13 protein-coding genes are annotated in these 17,322 nt (G+C 61.3%); 6 read left to right on the forward strand and 7 right to left on the reverse strand.

The features are described 5' to 3' along the window. Positions 1-230: 230 nt before the first annotated feature. From ACFOTD_RS22110 to ACFOTD_RS22125, 4 genes are all read right to left on the reverse strand, one after another. The gene (locus tag ACFOTD_RS22110) at positions 231-1,067 is read right to left on the reverse strand and encodes a sugar phosphate isomerase/epimerase family protein (RefSeq protein WP_378122106.1); all 837 of its coding nucleotides are present in this window, start codon (positions 1,065-1,067) and stop codon (positions 231-233) included. Between the two features lie 18 nt (positions 1,068-1,085). Further along, the gene (locus ACFOTD_RS22115; protein WP_378122107.1) at positions 1,086-2,219 is read right to left on the reverse strand and encodes an oxidoreductase; all 1,134 of its coding nucleotides are present in this window, start codon (positions 2,217-2,219) and stop codon (positions 1,086-1,088) included. Further along, positions 2,216-2,968, reverse strand: a complete 753-nt coding sequence (locus tag ACFOTD_RS22120; RefSeq protein ID WP_378122108.1) for a sugar phosphate isomerase/epimerase family protein — start codon at positions 2,966-2,968, stop codon at positions 2,216-2,218. The genes ACFOTD_RS22115 and ACFOTD_RS22120 overlap by 4 nt, the downstream gene beginning before the upstream one ends. Positions 2,969-3,037: 69 nt before the next feature. After that, positions 3,038-4,147, reverse strand: coding sequence for a Gfo/Idh/MocA family protein (locus ACFOTD_RS22125; RefSeq protein WP_378122109.1), 1,110 nt, complete (start codon positions 4,145-4,147; stop codon positions 3,038-3,040). A 219-nt stretch (positions 4,148-4,366) separates the two neighbouring features. On the opposite strand from ACFOTD_RS22125, the gene ACFOTD_RS22130 reads away from it, so the two are divergent. From ACFOTD_RS22130 to ACFOTD_RS22155, 6 genes are all read left to right on the forward strand, one after another. Next, entirely contained in the window at positions 4,367-5,752 is a 1,386-nt protein-coding gene (locus tag ACFOTD_RS22130; RefSeq protein ID WP_378122110.1) for an ABC transporter substrate-binding protein, read from the forward strand. Between the two features lie 201 nt (positions 5,753-5,953). After that, positions 5,954-6,838 carry a carbohydrate ABC transporter permease gene (locus ACFOTD_RS22135; protein WP_378122111.1) on the forward strand — a complete coding sequence of 295 codons (885 nt, stop codon included), beginning with the start codon at positions 5,954-5,956 and terminating at the stop codon, positions 6,836-6,838. Further along, positions 6,838-7,665 carry a carbohydrate ABC transporter permease gene (locus ACFOTD_RS22140; RefSeq protein WP_378122173.1) on the forward strand — a complete coding sequence of 276 codons (828 nt, stop codon included), beginning with the start codon at positions 6,838-6,840 and terminating at the stop codon, positions 7,663-7,665. Before ACFOTD_RS22135 ends, ACFOTD_RS22140 begins: the two co-directional genes overlap by 1 nt. A 52-nt stretch (positions 7,666-7,717) precedes the next feature. After that, on the forward strand, positions 7,718-9,538 hold the full coding sequence (locus ACFOTD_RS22145; protein ID WP_378122112.1) for a sensor histidine kinase: 1,821 nt from the start codon (positions 7,718-7,720) through the stop codon (positions 9,536-9,538). Between the two features lie 15 nt (positions 9,539-9,553). Further along, on the forward strand, positions 9,554-11,065 hold the full coding sequence (locus ACFOTD_RS22150) for a response regulator transcription factor (RefSeq protein ID WP_378122113.1): 1,512 nt from the start codon (positions 9,554-9,556) through the stop codon (positions 11,063-11,065). Between the two features lie 42 nt (positions 11,066-11,107). Further along, complete coding sequence (locus ACFOTD_RS22155; protein WP_378122114.1) at positions 11,108-12,091, forward strand: AraC family transcriptional regulator; 984 nt, start codon at positions 11,108-11,110, stop codon at positions 12,089-12,091. A gap of 600 nt (positions 12,092-12,691) precedes the next feature. On the opposite strand, the gene ACFOTD_RS22160 is transcribed toward ACFOTD_RS22155, so the two are convergent. The 3 genes from ACFOTD_RS22160 to ACFOTD_RS22170 all read right to left on the reverse strand — a co-directional run bounded on the left by ACFOTD_RS22160 (position 12,692) and on the right by ACFOTD_RS22170 (position 17,321). Beyond that, entirely contained in the window at positions 12,692-14,269 is a 1,578-nt protein-coding gene (locus ACFOTD_RS22160) for an alpha-L-rhamnosidase-related protein (RefSeq protein WP_378122115.1), read from the reverse strand. 221 nt (positions 14,270-14,490) lie between these two features. Continuing rightward, a complete protein-coding gene (locus tag ACFOTD_RS22165) occupies positions 14,491-15,846 on the reverse strand; it encodes an ABC transporter substrate-binding protein (protein ID WP_378122116.1) in 1,356 nt (451 codons plus the stop codon). After that, the gene (locus ACFOTD_RS22170; protein ID WP_378122117.1) at positions 15,843-17,321 is read right to left on the reverse strand and encodes a response regulator; all 1,479 of its coding nucleotides are present in this window, start codon (positions 17,319-17,321) and stop codon (positions 15,843-15,845) included. Before ACFOTD_RS22170 ends, ACFOTD_RS22165 begins: the two co-directional genes overlap by 4 nt. Position 17,322 lies beyond the last annotated feature (1 nt).

Here is a 17,322-nt window from a genome sequence, read left to right on the forward strand (position 1 = left end):
CCCGTTTGGCGAGGAGTTAGCCGGTTTTTCCGGGTAACTCGGCGACTTGAGCCCGTTTGGCGGGGAGTTAGCCGGTTTTTCCGGGTAACTCGGCGACTTGAGCCCGGTTCGTGGAGAGTTTCCCGTCTTTTTCGGCTAACTCGGTCACGTGGGCAGGCTTGGCGAGGGAGTTAGCCGGGTTTTCCGGCTATCTCGGCCAACACAACTCCTCCGGCCCGCGCCCTGTCCACTCACACTTCGGCTTCGACGTCGAACGCTTCCCTCGTCGCTTGCAGCCCTTTAGCTGCCGCTTCGTCGGCGGTCAGCCCGCCGAAGTCGGCGACGAACAGCTCCAGAGACAAGTAGCCGTCGTACCCGATCCGATGCAAAATTTTTGCTGCATCCCGCAGCGGAGCGATTCCCTCGCCCGGAAACACGCGGTCCCCGTCGCCTATCGCGTCCCAGCCGGGGGCAGCCGGATAGTCGTTGGCGTGGCAAATGCCGATCTCGGCGCCCGTCAGCGCGTCCAGCTCGGCGATCGCGCTGCCGCCCGTGTACATATGGAACGGGTCGAGCAGCAGCTTGCCGTCCGACACGCCGCTCCGGCGTAGGATGTCGCGGGCTTCGGCCAGCCTCGACAGCTTCGGCGCCCGTCCCCAGAACTCCAGGTACGGCTCGATGCCGACGCTCCGCCCCAGCTCGACGAGGCGTGCGAACCTCGCGGCCAGCTCATCCGCGGATACGCGCCCGACTTCGCCGAAAGGAGGGGCGGCCACCGCGCCGCAGCCCAGCTCTGCCAGCAGCCGCATCTCCAGCTCCGCCTGCGCAAAGGCCGCTTCCCGTTCGTCTTCGTCCTCGTCTGCCCATCTAAAAAAGGCGATCGCGTTGGGAAATGCGAGTCCGCTCTCTTCCAGGCAAGACCTCAGCGCGGCGATCGTCCCGCCGCCTGCCAGGTAAGATTTGATCTGAGGCACCCACAGCTCGATACCCTCATAACCCGCCCGCGCCGCAACGGCAATTTGCTCCGGCACTTCAAGCTCATACGGGAAAAGCGTCGATGCATTCAACGCCGCTTTAAATGGAAACATGATTGGACTTCCTCCCTTTTATCCCCTGGCCTCGTCGGAGATCCGGATCGTCCTTCGCTCCTCGCTGCTGCGCAGGGCAAGCTCGATCAGCCGGATCGCGTCGCAGGCTTGCTCGGCCTTGACCGCGAGATCGGCACCTGTAGTCAGATGCTCGTAAATATTCCGATAGTAATCCTGGTAGGCGCCAGGCAGCGTCTCGACAAGGCCTTCGACGCGGAGGCTTCCGACATGCGCGTTCAGCCTGCCCCAATGAGCCGAAGGTTCCCTGCCCCAGTCGGAAGCGCCGGGACTAGCGCCGCCGATAAGCGCCGCTTCCTGCGGGTCCGTTCCGTACTTCACGTACGAGCCTGCCGTCCCGTACATCGCGTATCGCGGCCTCGGCTCGCGTGCGTACCGCGAGGAACCAAGCAGCACGCGCAGACCGTCGGGATAAGACAACTCGACTTCGAAAGAATCCGGCGCCGCGGCGCCCTCCCGCAATGCGCGGACCTCTCCCCGGATGGCTTCCGGCATGCCGAACAGGCAAAGCGCCTGGTCCAGCAGATGCACGCCCAAGTCGTAGAACACGCCGGTGCCCGGACCGCCTCCCTCCCGCCAATTGCCGGGGACGAAGACCGGATCGTAGCCGTCCCAGCGCAGCTCGCAAGCGATCGGACGGCCAAGCAGCCCTTGTCCGAGCAGCGACCGGATCGTGAGGAAGTCGCCGTCCCATCTGCGATTGTGAAAAACGCTCAGCATCCGATCCTGCGCCTTCGCCAGCGCGATAAGCGCGTCGGCCTCGGACGCCGTTGGCGTGATCGGTTTTTCGACGACATGCTTGCCCGCCGACAACGCTTCGCGCGCAAAGCGGACATGGTCCGTGCTGGGCGTCGCGATGACGATCAGGTCGATCGTCGGGTCGTCGTAAAGGTCGGCGGCTTCCTTCGCGACGCGGATCCAGGGGTACCGCTCTCTGGATCGCTCCCCAGTGCGCTCCACGACCGCGCGAAGCGCAAGCCCCGGCACGGAAGCGACGACCGGCGCATGAAAGGTGCGGCCCGCATAGCCGTAGCCGATCAGGCCGACGCCGATCTCGCTGCGCTCGGCCTCTCCTCGTTCGACGCGCCCCTCGCTCCCTTCGCCCCGCCCGCTATCCCCATTTGCCCTGCTCATTTTCGTACCGCGCCCATCCGCTGCAGATTGCGATAGCTCGTCTCGATGCATTCAAAAACAGGTCTCCGGCAATGATCCTGCTCGACGACAAGCCATTCGGTACCCGCTTCTTCGGCCGCCTTCAAAATATCGCCGAAGTCGAGGATACCCTCGCCCACCTCCGCGAAGAACCGCTCCTCTCCCGGCTCCATGTCCTTGACGTGAAGCAGCGGACAGCGCCCGCGAAGGCCGCGCAAATACGCAGCCGGATCGACGCCGCCCTTTTGGGCCCAATAGACGTCCAGCTCCATCTTAACCAGCTCCGGATCGGTCTCTCGCAGAAGCAGGTCCAGCGCCGTCTCTTCGCCGAACCGGACGAACTCCCAGTCGTGGTTGTGATACAAAAATTGCAGCCCGCGCGCGCGGCAGGCTTCGCCGATCCGGTTGAAGAGCGCGGCGCTCTCTAGCACCTCCTCGCGCGTGTCGAATCGATGCGACAGCACGGCATACTTGGCGTCGAACAGCTTGAGGAAATCCGCAAGCGCGTCCAGTCCGTCCGTCAGCTGCTCCAGCCCGGCATGGGCGCTGATCACCTGCAGGCCAATCCGGTCGAATCGCGCCTTCATGTCGGCGATCGCGATCCCTGCGGGGGGCGGGCCGATCTCGACTGCGGCATAGCCGATCCGCGCGACGCGCTCGAAGGCGCCGAGGTAATCGCGATCGAGCTCGTCCCGAATCGTAAACGGTTGCAAAGCAACGGGGAATGCCATATGATTCACGTCCTTATCGATGAAATTGGATCATTGCAAAGTCAAACAGCAGCATAGAGATAACGTTTCCTATCGATCCAGCGCGCCGTACTTCAGTCCCAACGGCAGCGGCTCCGGCTGCTCGCACTTCGCCTCGACGGCAACGTGGCGTTCCTCGCGCGACGAATCGAAAATGCCGAGCGTAACGTCCAGCGCATGCCGCGCCAACCGGCCGCTCGCCCGGTGCGGCCTGCCCGACCGGATCGCATAGGCCATGTCTGCAAGCCCGACGCCCCGGCTGTTGTCCGCGAAGCCGTGGGAGAACGGCAGCTCGCTCGTCTGTCCGTTCGACTGCAGCAGTCGGATCGGACCATCGAAGTTGTTCGGGTCAGGGACGTACAAAATGCCCTCGGTGCCGTAGATCTCCAGCCGCGGCGAATAGCCGAAGCTTTCCTTGCCAGCTTGCAGGGTAGCAATCGCGCCGCTCTCGAAGTCGAGCGTGGCCGAGGCGTGCATCGGCGCTTCGATGGGCACCGTCTCGCCGAAGCGCGGCGAGTGCGGATTCGCGACGGTCAAGCTGCGATTCACTTGTCCGACGGACCCGCTCACCTTGCGCACAGGGCCCAGCAGGTGGATCATCGCCGTGATATAATACGGAGCCATGTCGAACAGCGGATCCCAGCCGAGCTTCAGGAGATTCGGGAGGTTCGGGTGCATGCCGTCGAAAACGTTGCCCATCAGGATCTGGCCGCTCGCCGCATAAGGCGTGCCGATCCAGCCTTCGTCGATCAGCTTGCGGCAGGTTTGAAGGCCCGCGCCGAGGAACGTATCCGGCGCGCTGCCGACGCGAAGCCCCTTCGCTACCGCCGTGCTGAGCACCAGATCCGCGTCTTCCCGGTTCAAGGCGAACGGCTTTTCCGCGTACACGTGCTTGCCGGCTTCGAGAATCTGCAAGTTGACGGCCGTATGCGCATGAGGCGCGGTCAGATTGACGACAATCTCGATAGAGGGATCCGCGAGCAGCTCCTCGACCGAACATGCCTTGGGAACGCCGAATTCGTCCGCCCTGCGCCGGGCCAGCTCCGGCACCAGGTCCGCGACGGCCGCTACCTCTAAGACGCCGAACATCTTGGTACAATTGTTTAAATAGATCGCGCTGATCGCGCCGCAGCCGATGAAGCCGATTTTGGTTTTTTCCATATCTCATCACCTTCCAAATCCATTAGTAACACCGGCTGGAATCGAAGTCAACGGCAGAACGGCGCGAATGTCCAAGATACAAAATTAGTCTATTTTTTATCGAAATCGCGTCCATTTCAAGCGCTTTCACAGCGGGCTATAATGGGTCCTGTCAGCTGCGGGACGCCGCACCGCGACACCGATTAAGCGCTTACACATAAAGGGAGGATCCGATTGTCCATGCAGAAAAAACGCGTCATTCCCCTAATCGCCGCCGCGATGCTCGCTACGCTCGCAGCCGGCTGTTCCAACTCCAACAACGGCGGCAATGCGGCCAGTCCTGCAACCTCCGGTTCAGCCTCATCCCCGTCATCCGCATCGGCTTCGACACCTGCCGGCGCCGCATCGGACAATGCCGGCAAGACGCTCACCATCATGATGAGCTCCGGCGACTACGGTCCCGATACGCTGAAGACGACGATGCAGGCAGCCGCCGACCAGCTCGGCGTGAAGATCAAGTATGACATTTTCCCCGACGACCAGATGCTGAACATCGTCAACACGAAGCTCGCTACGGGCAACGCCGGCGATATAATCATCCATAACTTTGGGATGACGGACGTATCGGCGAAGGATCTCGCGCCTCTCCAGGGCGACTGGGTCGACAAGATCACCGACACGACCAAGCCGCTCACCGTCAACGACAAGGGCGAGGTGCTAAAGGCGCCGCTCGGCGGCGAGTCCAACATGGGCCTCCTTTACAACAAGAAGGTGCTCCAGGACGCAGGCGTAACGCTCCCGATCAAAAACTACGACGACTTTATCGCCGCCGCGGAGAAAATCAAGGCCAAGGGCGTCACGCCCGTCTATATCTCCAATAAGGAAGTATGGACCGCCCAGATTCTGCTGCTGACGACGATGACCGCGCCGCTCGTGAACGACGAGTCGTTCGTCGACAAGAAGATCGCGAACGAGGCCAAGCCGTCCGACAATCCTAAGCTCGCCAAGCTGTTCGACAACGTTCTCTCGCTTAAGGAGAAGAAGCTGATCAACGACGACTACATGTCCGCCACCGACGCGATGGCCCAGGAGGCGCTCGTGAACGGCAAAGCCGCCTTCTACGCGCAGATGAGCTCCACCTACGCAGCGCTATCCCAGAACTATCCGGACAAGGTCGGCGATATCGGCATGACCTATACGCCGCTGTGGGACGACGAAAAAGACGGCTACGTGCTGTACGGTCAATCGTCCACTTATATGTCGGTCAGCGCGGCCAGCGAAAACCTGGATCTGGCCAAGCAATTCGTGAGCGCCGTGCTCTCGCAGCCGGTGCTGACCAAGTACTACGAGCTGTCTCCGGGCTCCGCGCCCTACAAGGACCTCGGCTACGATCTTAAAATGAGCCCGTTCAACGAAGAGATGAACGGGTATGCCGAGAGCCTGCCGCGTCTGGCGGATTTCACCGCGCAGCGCTTCGGCGGCGCGCCGAAGCTCGATCCGTTCTATGGCCGCTTCAACGAGCAGATTCAAGGTCTGTTCGCAGGCAAGCCGGTCAAGGATACGCTCGACGCCTGGTACAAGGCTTATGCCGACGACGCCAAGGCGCGCAGGCTGGCCGGATTCTGAGGAAGCCCGTCTGACGATGCCTGTCTGACGATGCCGAGCCTTCGGCGCCGATCGGCCGCTCGAACGGCCGGACCCGGCAGAGTCGCGTCCGGCTGTCCGGAGCAGGCCGCGGGCAGCCGCCTTCGCGTTCGCGCGCCAGGCGGGCTGCGGCCGGCGTTCTCGCCCCACGCTCACAATCCACGAACGAAGAAGGTAATTGCCATGAGATCCCGCAGCATGTCCCGCTACTATTCCGCCTGGTTCGTCATGCCGGCCTTTATTCTTTTCCTCGTCTTTTTTATTTTGCCGAACATCGCCAGCTTCGTCCTCGGCTTCACGGACTGGTCGCTTTTTTATTTCGACGACATCCGGTTCAACGGGCTCGACAACTTCACGCGACTGTTCACGGAGGCCAACTTCCTCACGGCCGTCAAAAACACGTTTTACTTCGCCATCCTCACCGTCATCGTCAAAAACGTGCTGGGCTTCCTGCTGGCGCTGCTCGTGCACAAGCCCTCGCGCTACAATAATTATTTGCGCTCCGTCATCTTCCTGCCGATCACGATCAGTTCGATCGTCGTCGCCATTGTGTTCGTCGCCATCTATAACCCGTCGAACGGCATTCTGAACGAAGGACTGCGGGCCGTCGGCCTCGGCGGCTTGGCCAATGACTGGCTGTTCGATCCGAAAATCGCCATGACCTCGATCTCCGCGATGGAGGTATGGCAGTGGACCGGGTTCAACATGTGTATCTTCATCGCCGGCCTGCAGTCGATCTCCAAGGAATACTACGAGGCCGCGAGCATCGACGGCGCCTCGAAGCTGAAGCAGACGCTTCACATTACGCTGCCGCTGCTCATGCAATCGATCAACATCACCGTTATTTTCAGCATCATCTCGGGTCTCAAGGTGTTCGCTCAAGTCTACGGCACGACGAACGGCGGCCCGGCGGACGCGACGCAGGTGCTCGGCACATTCCTGTACAAGAGCTTCGGCCAGGGCTATCTGGGCTATTCCTCCGCCGTCGGTCTCGTGACGACCGCGATCATCATGATTCTCACGCTGGGCATTCTCGCGTTTCTCCGCAAAAGGGAAGTGGAATATTGATGGACGTCTACTGGAAAAAAGCATCGAGAAAAACGTTCTATTACCTGGTGACGTTCCTGTTCAGCCTGGTGTACATCGTGCCGATGTGGATGGTCGTCGTTAACTCGCTCAAGGATGCCAAGGAGGCGAATCTGTTCGGCGTCTCGCTGCCTGCCTCCCTGAAGTTCGATAACTACAGGACCGTCTTCGAGAGCGCGAACGTCGGACGCGCCTTCGCGAACGGAATGATTCTGTCGGTAGGCTCGGTCGTCCTCATTCTGGTGTTAGCCTCGCTGGCCTCCTTTGCCATCGCCCGCTCGCGCCGCCGTTCGTTGCAAATCTACTACTATATATTTATCGTGGGGCTCATCGTCCCCGTAGCGTTCATCCCGACGTACCTCGTGCTCGACAAGCTTTATTTGCTGAACACGTATACCGGTCTCGTGCTCGTATCCGCCACCTTCGGCCTGCCGATGTCCATCTTCCTGTACGCCGGATTTATCCGCACCATTCCGTCCGAGCTCGACGAGGCGGGCATCATCGACGGCTGCCGTCCGCTCGCGCTTTTTTTCAGGATTATTTTCCCGCTGCTTAAGCCCGTCACGATGACGTTATTGATCTTTAACTTCGTCGGCTCGTGGAACGATATCCAGATCCCGCTGTTTTTCGCAAACGGCGACAAGTGGGGGCTTCCGCTGACGGTTTACAACTTTTACGGCTCCTACCTGCAATCCTGGAATCTGATCTTCGCCGATATCCTTATGACGGTGTTTCCGCTCCTCCTCCTTTACATTCTGGCGCAGCGGCATATAATTTCAGGTATGACGGCCGGCGCGGTCAAAGGCTAGGAAGGCTTTCGAGGCACGCGCCAGGCTCGCATCTTGGACAGGAGGCGGCAGCTTGCGGTTTTTCAGACATCTATCGTTCGCCAAACGCCTCTTCATCATCTTCGCATCCTTAAGCTGCTTCGTCATTTTCGTCTCTACCGTCGCTTATTATTACTATGCCTCCAAAGAGAACAACCGCAGCTCTATGCGCTACTTCAGCAAGACGGTCGAGAATACGGCCCGGCAGCTGGACGAGCTGGTCTCCGGCATGGACGTCGTTTCTTCTCAGGTCATCGCGAACAAAAGCATTCAACAGGCTTTTTTCGATATCGGTCCGGACCCGGACGGGACGAGCAATTATTTCGAGCAAAATCTCGCAGGGCGCAGCCTCGTTCAAGGCGCGCTCTGGACCTACAATTCTCCGCGGGAAACCGTGGAGAATATTAACGTTTTCGCGGCGCCGTCGACCTTCGTGGGGCTGATGAGCCTGCCGCCCGTGTCGTTGATTCGCCGGGAAGCGGCTTCTTCGTACTGGGACGTAGGCGACGCCAAGTTCAAGCTGCTGCCGCCGCACCGCGATCCCTGGGGCGTACTGATCGGGAACGAGCCGGTCGTCTCTCTCATCCGGCCGCTCACGCTGACGTACTTCAATTTTGAAAACGTCGCCACGATCGAGGTGCAGCAGAGCTACGAGAAAATACGGGAAATCTGCGACTGGGACCGGGACAAAAGCGGCATGCGGCTGTTCGTCGTGGACGATAACAATAACATCGTCTATCCCTATGCCGATCCGTATACCGATTCGGACCGCGCGCTGACGGCCGAGGTGAGGACCGCGCTGTCGGCGTCCGACGAAGGGGCGCTGAGCAAGATTCGGGTCGCGGAATACGACGAGCCGCTAATCGCCGCCTCGCACCGGCTTGCGAATGCGAAGTGGCGCGTGCTCCTCATTCAGCCGGAATCCGCCTATCTGTCGTCCGTCAACCGGATGCTGTTCATCCTGATCGCGACCGGCATCGCGTTCACTGCGATTATCTCCGTCATCGTGTACTTTATCACCCGGTTCGTCACCCGTCCGCTCGTGCGTCTGCGCCGGTCGGTCCAGCACGTCTCCTTGGAGAATAAACTGACCAAGAGCGCCTCGACCAAGATCGACGAGATCGAGCAGCTTGAAGCGTCCTTCTACGAGATTATCGAGGAGATCAAGCAATCGGCGAATCTGCTGGTCAAATCCAAGGAGAGCCAGCTTCGACTGAAAATCTCGGAGCTCCAATCGAAGATCAATCCGCATTTCCTCTACAACTCGCTCATGGCCATCAGTTCGGCGGGGCAGGAAGCCCGCAGCCTCAAAGTCCAGACGATGTGCTACCAGCTCGGCGAGCTGTTCCGTTACAGCAGCGGCGACGGCGAAGAGACGACGGCGGCGGACGAGCTTCAGATCGTCTCCACGTATCTGGCGTTCATGAAGATGCGCTACGAAGAGCTGCTGTCCTACGAGATCGAGGAGTCCGGAGCGACGGACCGCGTGCGCATCCCCAGGCTGCTGATCCAGCCGCTCATCGAGAATTCGTTCACGCACGGCTTTCTCGGCATCGTCCCGCCCTTCAAGCTTCGCGTTCTAAGCGTCGCCGACGATCGCGAGTGGCGCGCCGAGATTCAGGACAACGGCAGCGGACTCAGCCCCGAGGCCATCGCCAGAATCCGCGGCAAAATGCGCGAGGTGGACGATATTCTCGAATCGAACGAAGGCTACGATCGCCTGCGCACGGACGATATGGCGCTGATTAACCTTTACATTCGTCTGAAAACGACTTATGGCAAAAATGCTGAGCTCCATGTCGGCAACGATCCCACGCTCGGAGGCGCGCTGATGCGAATCCGCGTTATCCTTTAACGTCGAGGTGAAGACATGACGATCCGAACATTTATCGCGGAGGACGAGCCGCTCACGCTGAGAAGCATCAGACAGTCGATCGAGCAAACGAACGAAGCCTACTGCGTCGTCGGACAAGCGACCGACGGCCAGTCTGCGCTCAAGCTGATCCGCGAAATGGCGCCCGACGTCGTCTTCACGGATATTCGCATGCCGCTCGTCGACGGCCTGGGTCTCATCCGCCAGTTGAAGGCGGAAGGCTGCCGTTCCGTCTTCGTGCTGCTGAGCGGCTACAAAGAGTTCGAATACGCCAAAGAGGCGATCACCCTCGGCGTCGAAGAATATCTGATCAAGCCGGTCAATCCCGCGCAGCTGGAGAGCGTGTTGGCGCAGGTCCAGTCGAAGCTCGACAGCGCGCGCCGGGTACGGCAGCTTGACTATCTCGAACACAGGCGCGACGAGCCGCCACCTGCCGGACTGTTCGATCCGAGCCGTTCGTACTGGATGGTTGGCTTATGCGTAGGCGCATACCGGCGCAATCCGCTCGAGCCGGTCATCGGCGCGGACCGGCTGGCGGACCTCGACAAATGGGTCGCCTCGCTGTCAGGGACTCGCCCCTACTGGCTCTTGAACGGCAAGTGTCCGAATGAAAAAATCGTGGTTTGGGAAGCGGATTCCTCCTTCCCGATTGCAGAGCTCGCCGAAGGCCTGGCTGCCAAAATCGTCCGTTTCGCAGAGCGGGACGTGCCGGCTACGCTTTTCTACGGAACGGCGCCAGAGAAGGCAAGCGCGCTGCCGGTGCGTATCGCGGCGTTGGAGCGGGAAATACGCGAGCGGCTCGTATTCGGGGAGTCCGTCGTCGCCGGCATCGACTGGAATGCCGGGCCCGCGGCGCAGGAAGTGCTGCCGGAAGCATTCACGGAGGATCTGCGTCTGCTCAAAACGCTCGCCGCCAAGGACAAGGAGCAGGAGGTCCGGCTGCTGTTCAAGACGATGCTCCGCACCTGCCGCGAGCGGCGTCTGACGCAGCCGCTGCTCCTGAGGCTGCTGCGCCAGGTGTGCCAGATCCTGATCCAGCGTTCGGGGCTGGAGATCGAGCCGCGGGACGCAGCGGAAGATCTGATCGCGTCCTCGGCTGGCTACGAGGAATTGGGAAGGCAGCTCGAGGCCTTCAGCAGCGAGGTCGCGCATCCCTCGTCGGAGGTTAGCGGCCTCGACAAAGGCAGCGAGCGGATTTTGGACGACATCCAAGCGTACATGGACGCGAATTTTCATACGGAGCTCTCGATCCAGGGCATCGCCGCGAGCTTTGGCTTCAACTACTCGTACCTGTGCTCCCTGTTCAAGAAGTACAAGCATCGCACGCCTAACGAATATATCATTGAAAAGCGGATCGAGAAGGCGAAGCAGCTGCTGCGTACGACGGATCTGTCGATCAAGTCCGTCGCTTCCTTCGTCGGCTATGAAGACCAGTACTACTTCAGCCGTATCTTCAAGACGGTCGCGGGCGTTACGCCCTCGGGCTACCGGAAGGCGGCAGAGACATAATGGCGTGGTGGCGCGAGACTGCGGAGAGGGGGACGGACGACGATGGATGAACGCCGGCTCGACGAGCTGCTGCGCGGCTACGACGAGGTCGAACGCATTCAAAGAAGCACGGGGCGCCACTTCAGCGAGCTGGACGGCTCGGAGCTGCGCATGGAGACGGACGGCGTCCCGCGGATGGTCTCCGCTCCCTTTTTCGCAGGCGGCTCGGTGTCGATCTACAAGCATCACCGGTTCGCGGAGATGGCGCCGCACAAGCATGAATTCCTCGAGCTGAATTACATGTACGCGGGCAGCTGCCGCCAGCATGTCGCGGGACGCCCGCTCACGCTGCGCGCGGGAGAACTCTGCCTGCTCGGCCGGGACGCGACGCATCGGATCGACGAGCTGGGCGACGAAGATATTCTGATCAACATTTTGATTCAAAAAGAGGCGCTGTCCGCATTCTACGGTCAGCGTCTGCGCGGCGGCGGTCTCGTCGAACGGTTCATCGGGCGCGAGCTGTCGGACAACCGGACGCATGAACGCTTCATCGTGTTTCGCACGGCGGAGCGCGACCGTCTGCGGGCGCTCGTCCTGAACATGCTGCGCGAGTACTACGGCCGCGACGAATACGCGCTGGACATGCTGCATCACTACGTGCCGCTGCTGTTCCTCGAGCTGATGCGCGTACGCGGCGAAGACATGCAGTACGACCCCGAGCAGACGCCGGGTGACGGGGAGATTGCGGGAGCGCTCTCTTACCTGAGCGAGCATTACCGCGACTGCACGCTTGGCGAGCTCGCGGCGCGGTACGGCTACTCGCCCGATTACCTGGGACGCCTGCTGAAGCGCCATACCGGCTGCACGTTCGGCGAGCTTGCCCAGACCTATCGCCTCAACCGGGCCGCCGAGCTCCTGCGGACGACAGCGCTCGACGCCGCAGAGATCGCGCGGCAGTGCGGCTACGAGAGCCACGGCTTTTTTTACCGCAAGTTCAAATCGCGCTTCGGCATGACGCCGAGCGCGTATAGACGGGCCCAGACGTAAAAAGCGCCGATGCCCAGCGGGATCGGCGCTTTTTCTCGTTTTTTCGCATGCACGGCTTGGACTAGCAAAACCTCTCTTCGCCGCATTTTAACGATATCCCCCTCGATCAGGAAGGACCGTCAGTGTCTGCTTTTGACAAGGCGCCTGACCGAAGGGGATACTGTTAGAACGTAAAGATGGCTGCTTTGGACGCGGTCCTGACCGAGGGGGATACTGTTAAAACGTAAATAGGCTGCGTTGAACGCGGCCCTGATCAAAGGGGATACGAAACTTGACTCGCGCGGAACGTCTGGCAACGGCCCATCCGATAACCGTTCGGAATGGTCGGCTTGTCGTCCGTCTGTCGTCCGCCCGTCGTCCGCCCGCGTCGTTCCTCCGCCGTAAAGCCTGCAAATATACATCTTTTTGCACCCATGTCGATCCTTTCGAGAAGAAAAGATGCAAAAACGCAGGCATTTTCCTCCGTCAGCCCGCTTTCCGGCTTGCGCAATGAATTTGCCTGCACATTTGCAGGTATTTCATCACGTGCCGCTACCCGGCAGAAAATACATGTACAAATGCAGGCTTTTTGACACGCCAAGCATTCGAAAAGCGCCGGCCCTACAGCCCGAACTTGCGGATCAGATAGGTCGGCGTGCAGCTCCACGCGTGGCAATAGCTGTTAATAAGGTGGCTGCCGTACGGCGAGAAGCTCTTGTCCTGCGGATCGTACAGCTCCCAGAACGTGTCCGCGCCCTCCTCGAGCATGCCGCCCCAGTACCGCTTGAGCATCGCGACCGCCTCGTCCCGGCAGCCCGTCAGGAGCAGCGCCTCGACGACATGGTGGTACATGTACGGCGTGGTCGGTCCGATGTCCGGCGACTCGGCGAGCAGCCGCAGCATGAGCGCCCGGTTGTCCTCGGTCGGCAGCACCTCTGCCAGCGCCAGCCAGGCCTGCGACGCCCAGGATACCTGCCGGTCCGCGCCGCTGACGAAGAATCCAAGCTCCGCGTCCCACAGCCGCGCGAGCGTCGCGGCTTCGACCTCGGCGAGCCGCGCCGTCAGCCCAGCCGCCGAATCGCAGCCCAACCGCTCGGCCATGGCGATCGCGCGCCTCAGCGTGTAGATCAGCACGCCTTGCGCGGGCGCCTGCTTGTTGAGCGACTGGTGCCAGTCAATGAACGCCCACCAGGTCTCCTCGTCCCGCAGCACGCCGGTCTCGTCCAGCCGCTCAAGCCCAAGCTCCACCTGCCGGCGAGCAAGCGGCCATAGCTCGCGCAGCGTCTCTTCGTCTCCCGTAGCCTCCACGTAATCGTACAGGGTCGCGGCGAAAAACAGCGAGTAGTCGTACAAGTACGTATCGTCCGCGATCAAGTCCGGCTCAATGAACAGGTTCGCCGTTACCCGCCCCAGTTCGTCAGGCACGGCCGCGAACAGGTAAAGACAGCGTTTGACCAGATCGTCGCTCCGGAAAGTCTCGTAGTTCGCCAGCGCCTGCAGCCTCAGATCGCCAAGCCAAAGCCTGCGGTCCCGCTTGGGGCCGTCCTCGAACACATCCTGCATGCAGTCCTGCAGCGTCTTGACGCTCACGCGGTCGATCTCCCGGATCACGGAATCGGGATGCGCCAGCTCGATCGCCGCGGACGTATCGGCCGACGTGACGGTACGAACCGCGATGTCGCTGAATGAGACGCGGTACTTTTGAGAGGTGTCGAGCACCTCCAGCTTCAGATAACGGAAGCTGTATCTCCGCGGCAGCGAGAGCCGCGCCGGCAGCACGTCGACGAGCAGGATTTCTTCCTGCAGCCAGGAGCTGCTGATCCAGCCGTTGTAAGAGGAGAACGGCTCAGCCATCTCCACCGGCATCTCGCCGAACGTCAGCCTCAGCTTCAGCGGCGCGTCCGGCGGACTGCCGACCGGGCGGACGTCGAGCGAGACGTAGCCGACCCGATGGTCGCCGAAGTCCAGCACAACCTCGTCTCCCTTTTTAAACGCCCGCTTCGCCAGCGATTCGAGAGACGCCGCCTCGAGCGCCCGCCAGCCATGCATGGCTTCGGCGTCCGCGACGACCTCGACGATACGCGCCGCACCGACCGTCTCTTCGAGCAAAACCGGCTTCAGCGCCTCCGCCTTGCGGACGAACGCTTCGTTGCGCACGATCGCGGCCTGCGCGGCTTGCATTTTAATCGTATCCGCCATCCTCAAGCACCTCTCCCTTGTAACATCTGTCTCCTACTCTAGCAGTCCCGTACGCCCCAGCCATAGAACCGAATCCCGCATAAAATGATCCGATTCCGTCGCGTTATGCCGGTCTCCGCGATCAGGCGATCCCGCAATCCGGCGAACCCGCGGCCCATCAGTCTGCCAGTCTGCGGGTCCATCGATCCACTATCCCTTCGCGCTCCCTCGCAATCCGTTACCTACCGGCCTTCCGCCGCGCGATCGGCTTCCAGCTGCCGCTGCAGCTCGCCCAGATAATCCTTAGGCGAATAACCCGCGCTTGTAACGAGCAACTGTGCGTTGTCCCATGCTAGCAGCTGCGCCTTGGTGCTGAAGCGGGCCTCGAACCACAGCGCTCCCTTTTTCACCTCGCCGATCTTGCTCTGGACCATTCTCGTGAGCGGCGGCGCATCCTCGGGCACGTCCTTTACGTTAAATCCCGTCACCATGCCGAGCTCGGACATGGCGCGGTCCCCGTAACGCTCGAACACGAACTTCATCCAATCGCCCACCTCGGGCGTATACGAAGATTTGGAAAAGGAAGTGGTCAGGCCGGCGTTCACCGGATATTCGTCGAGCGAGCCCAGGCCGTCCTGCACGAGCGGGATGCTGAAAAAACCGACGTTGTCCGCTCCGATCTTGTTCTGCGTCCGGTCGTTAAAGGCGCGCAGCTGCCAGCTGCCCATGTAGAACATAGCTGCCTTGCCCTGCAGGAACAGGTTGACCGACGTGCCCATGTCGATCGTGTTCACGCGGGAGCCGAAGTATCCCTGGAGCCCCATCCGCTGCACGACATCGGCCGCCTCGACGAAGCCGGGATCGGCGAGCGACAGCTCTCCCTTATCCACTTCTTCCATCGCGTCGACGCCGAGCTTGCGGATCGCGTAGGCGTTGATCAGGCGCGTGATCGGCCACTTCTCCTTGCCGGCCACGGCGAACGGCTGGATGCCCTCGCGCTTGAACGTCTCTGCCGCCGCCAGCATCTCGTTCCAGGTCCTTGGCTCAGGCAAGCCGTATTTTGCGAAAAGGGTCTTGTTGTACCAGAAGCCTTCGATGTTCATCTCGAGCGGCAGCGCATACAAGCCTTTTCCTTCCGCGTACGCCTTGAGCAGTTCGACGGCCGCGGGATTCAGGCTGTCCGCCATGCCGAGCTCCGCGAACGTCCGCTCCAGATCGAGCGTGGCGTTGCTGTCGATGAGATCGAGCAGCGGCTTGCCAGATTGATAGCTGAACAGCACGGGCAGATCGTTGCTCGCCGCGAGCAGCTGCACGCGCTGGTTCAGGTCGCTCTCCGACACGTTCTCGAACTTGTACCGGACCGACGGATGCTCGCTTTGATATTCCCGGGCGAGCTCGCTGATGATTCTGGAGCTGCCTTCGTTTTCTTTGTTGGAGGACAGATACAAAATCGTCGTCGTATCGTCCGCCGGAACGAGGGCCGGCGCCGGGGCGCCGTCGCAGGACGCCAGCATGAGCGCGGAGAGCGCCGGCAGGGCGAGGCGGAGAGCCGGCAGCCGGAATAAACGGCCGCGTTCCGGCTGCCGCAAGCCGCTCATCGCCCTCTCCCGGTCGACCGGTACTGTCCGGGCGTCATGCCGGTCTGCTTTTTGAACACTTCGGCAAAGTGACGCGCATGATAGTACCCCACCCGCTCGCTGATTTCCTGGGTCGGGATGCCTTCCTCTAGCAGCGTCTTCGCCTTTTCCATGCGCAGCTTGGTCAAATATTTGATATAGGAGAGGCCCATCTGCTCCTTGAAAAGCAGGCTGAAATACGCGGCGTTCATCTCGACATGCGCCGCGACTTCCTGCTGGGTCAGATCCCTGCCATAGTGAAGCTCCATGTAGGCAAGCGCCTTCTCCACCGCGGAATGCTTGGTCCGCTGCCGCACGCCGCGTATCCAGTCCGCGATCCGCTCGATCTCCGCCCGCAGCCAGGCGGCCTGCGCCGACCTTGTCTCGAGATTTCTCAGCGCGAGCTGAGGCGGCTCGCCGGCGCGATCGAGCTCGGAAGCGTCGCCTCCCGTTTCTTTGGCCGCTTCGACGGCATGCAGCAGCAGCTTGAGCAGCTCGAGCTCCGCGACTTCCGGGTCGACCTTTCCCTGCTTGAACGACGCCAGATAGCCGTCCAGCTTCAGCAGCAGGCCTTCCTTATCCCCGAGCCGCAGGTCGAAGAGAATGCCCTCCTCCAGATCGGACAGCTCGGGCGCGGGAGCGTGGCCGTCGCCCAGATCCTCGTACCGGGTCCAGCCGGTTCCCTCGAGATATTTGCCGTAGCGGAGCGCCCGTAGCGCCTCGCGATAGCTGGCGGCAGCATCGCCGGGCTCGGCGTGCGTCGCCCCGGAGCCGACGGCGGACCCTCCCCAAGCCTGCAGAGCGCTGGTCCAATCGCTGACGATCTCGCCCAGATGGAAAATAGCGTGCAAATATTCGGCGCCGTATCGAACCGGCACCACGCGGCAGCCCGGCCCCTCCGGCAGCTCGAACGCCGAATCCGCGCTGGCGACGACCGTGACGCCCCGCACGACCTCCGCTTCCGGGCCAAACTGCACCTTCCACGCGTCTTCGGCATCTCGTCCGTAGAGAAGCAGATCGAGCGTCGCCTTTTCCAGCAGCCCCTCCTGCCATCTCCGCTTCAGGCTCGACATCTCGCTTCGCTCGCCGATGCGCGCAACCGCCTTTTCGATGCCTTCCCGAATCTTCGAGATCGTGATCGGCTTCTCCAGATAGTCCACCACGCCGAGCTTGATCGCGCGCTTGACGTAGTCGAACTCGTTGTAGCCGCTGAACACGATGCACATCGTATCCGGCGCTTCCTCCTGGATGTGTTCGATCAGTTGAAGCCCGTCCATGCCCGGCATGCGGATGTCGGTCATGACGATATCGGGCCGCAGCGTCCTGAACATCTCCAGCGCGGACAGCCCGTCCTTGGCCGTCCCCGCCAGCTCGACGCCGTGCTCGCGCCAGTCGATCAGACGTTCCAGCCCCTTCAGCACGATAAATTCGTCATCGAACACGACCGCCTTCAGCATG

The organism is Cohnella sp. GCM10012308 (assembly GCF_042649185.1).
In the GTDB taxonomy this organism is placed as follows: domain Bacteria; phylum Bacillota; class Bacilli; order Paenibacillales; family Paenibacillaceae; genus Cohnella.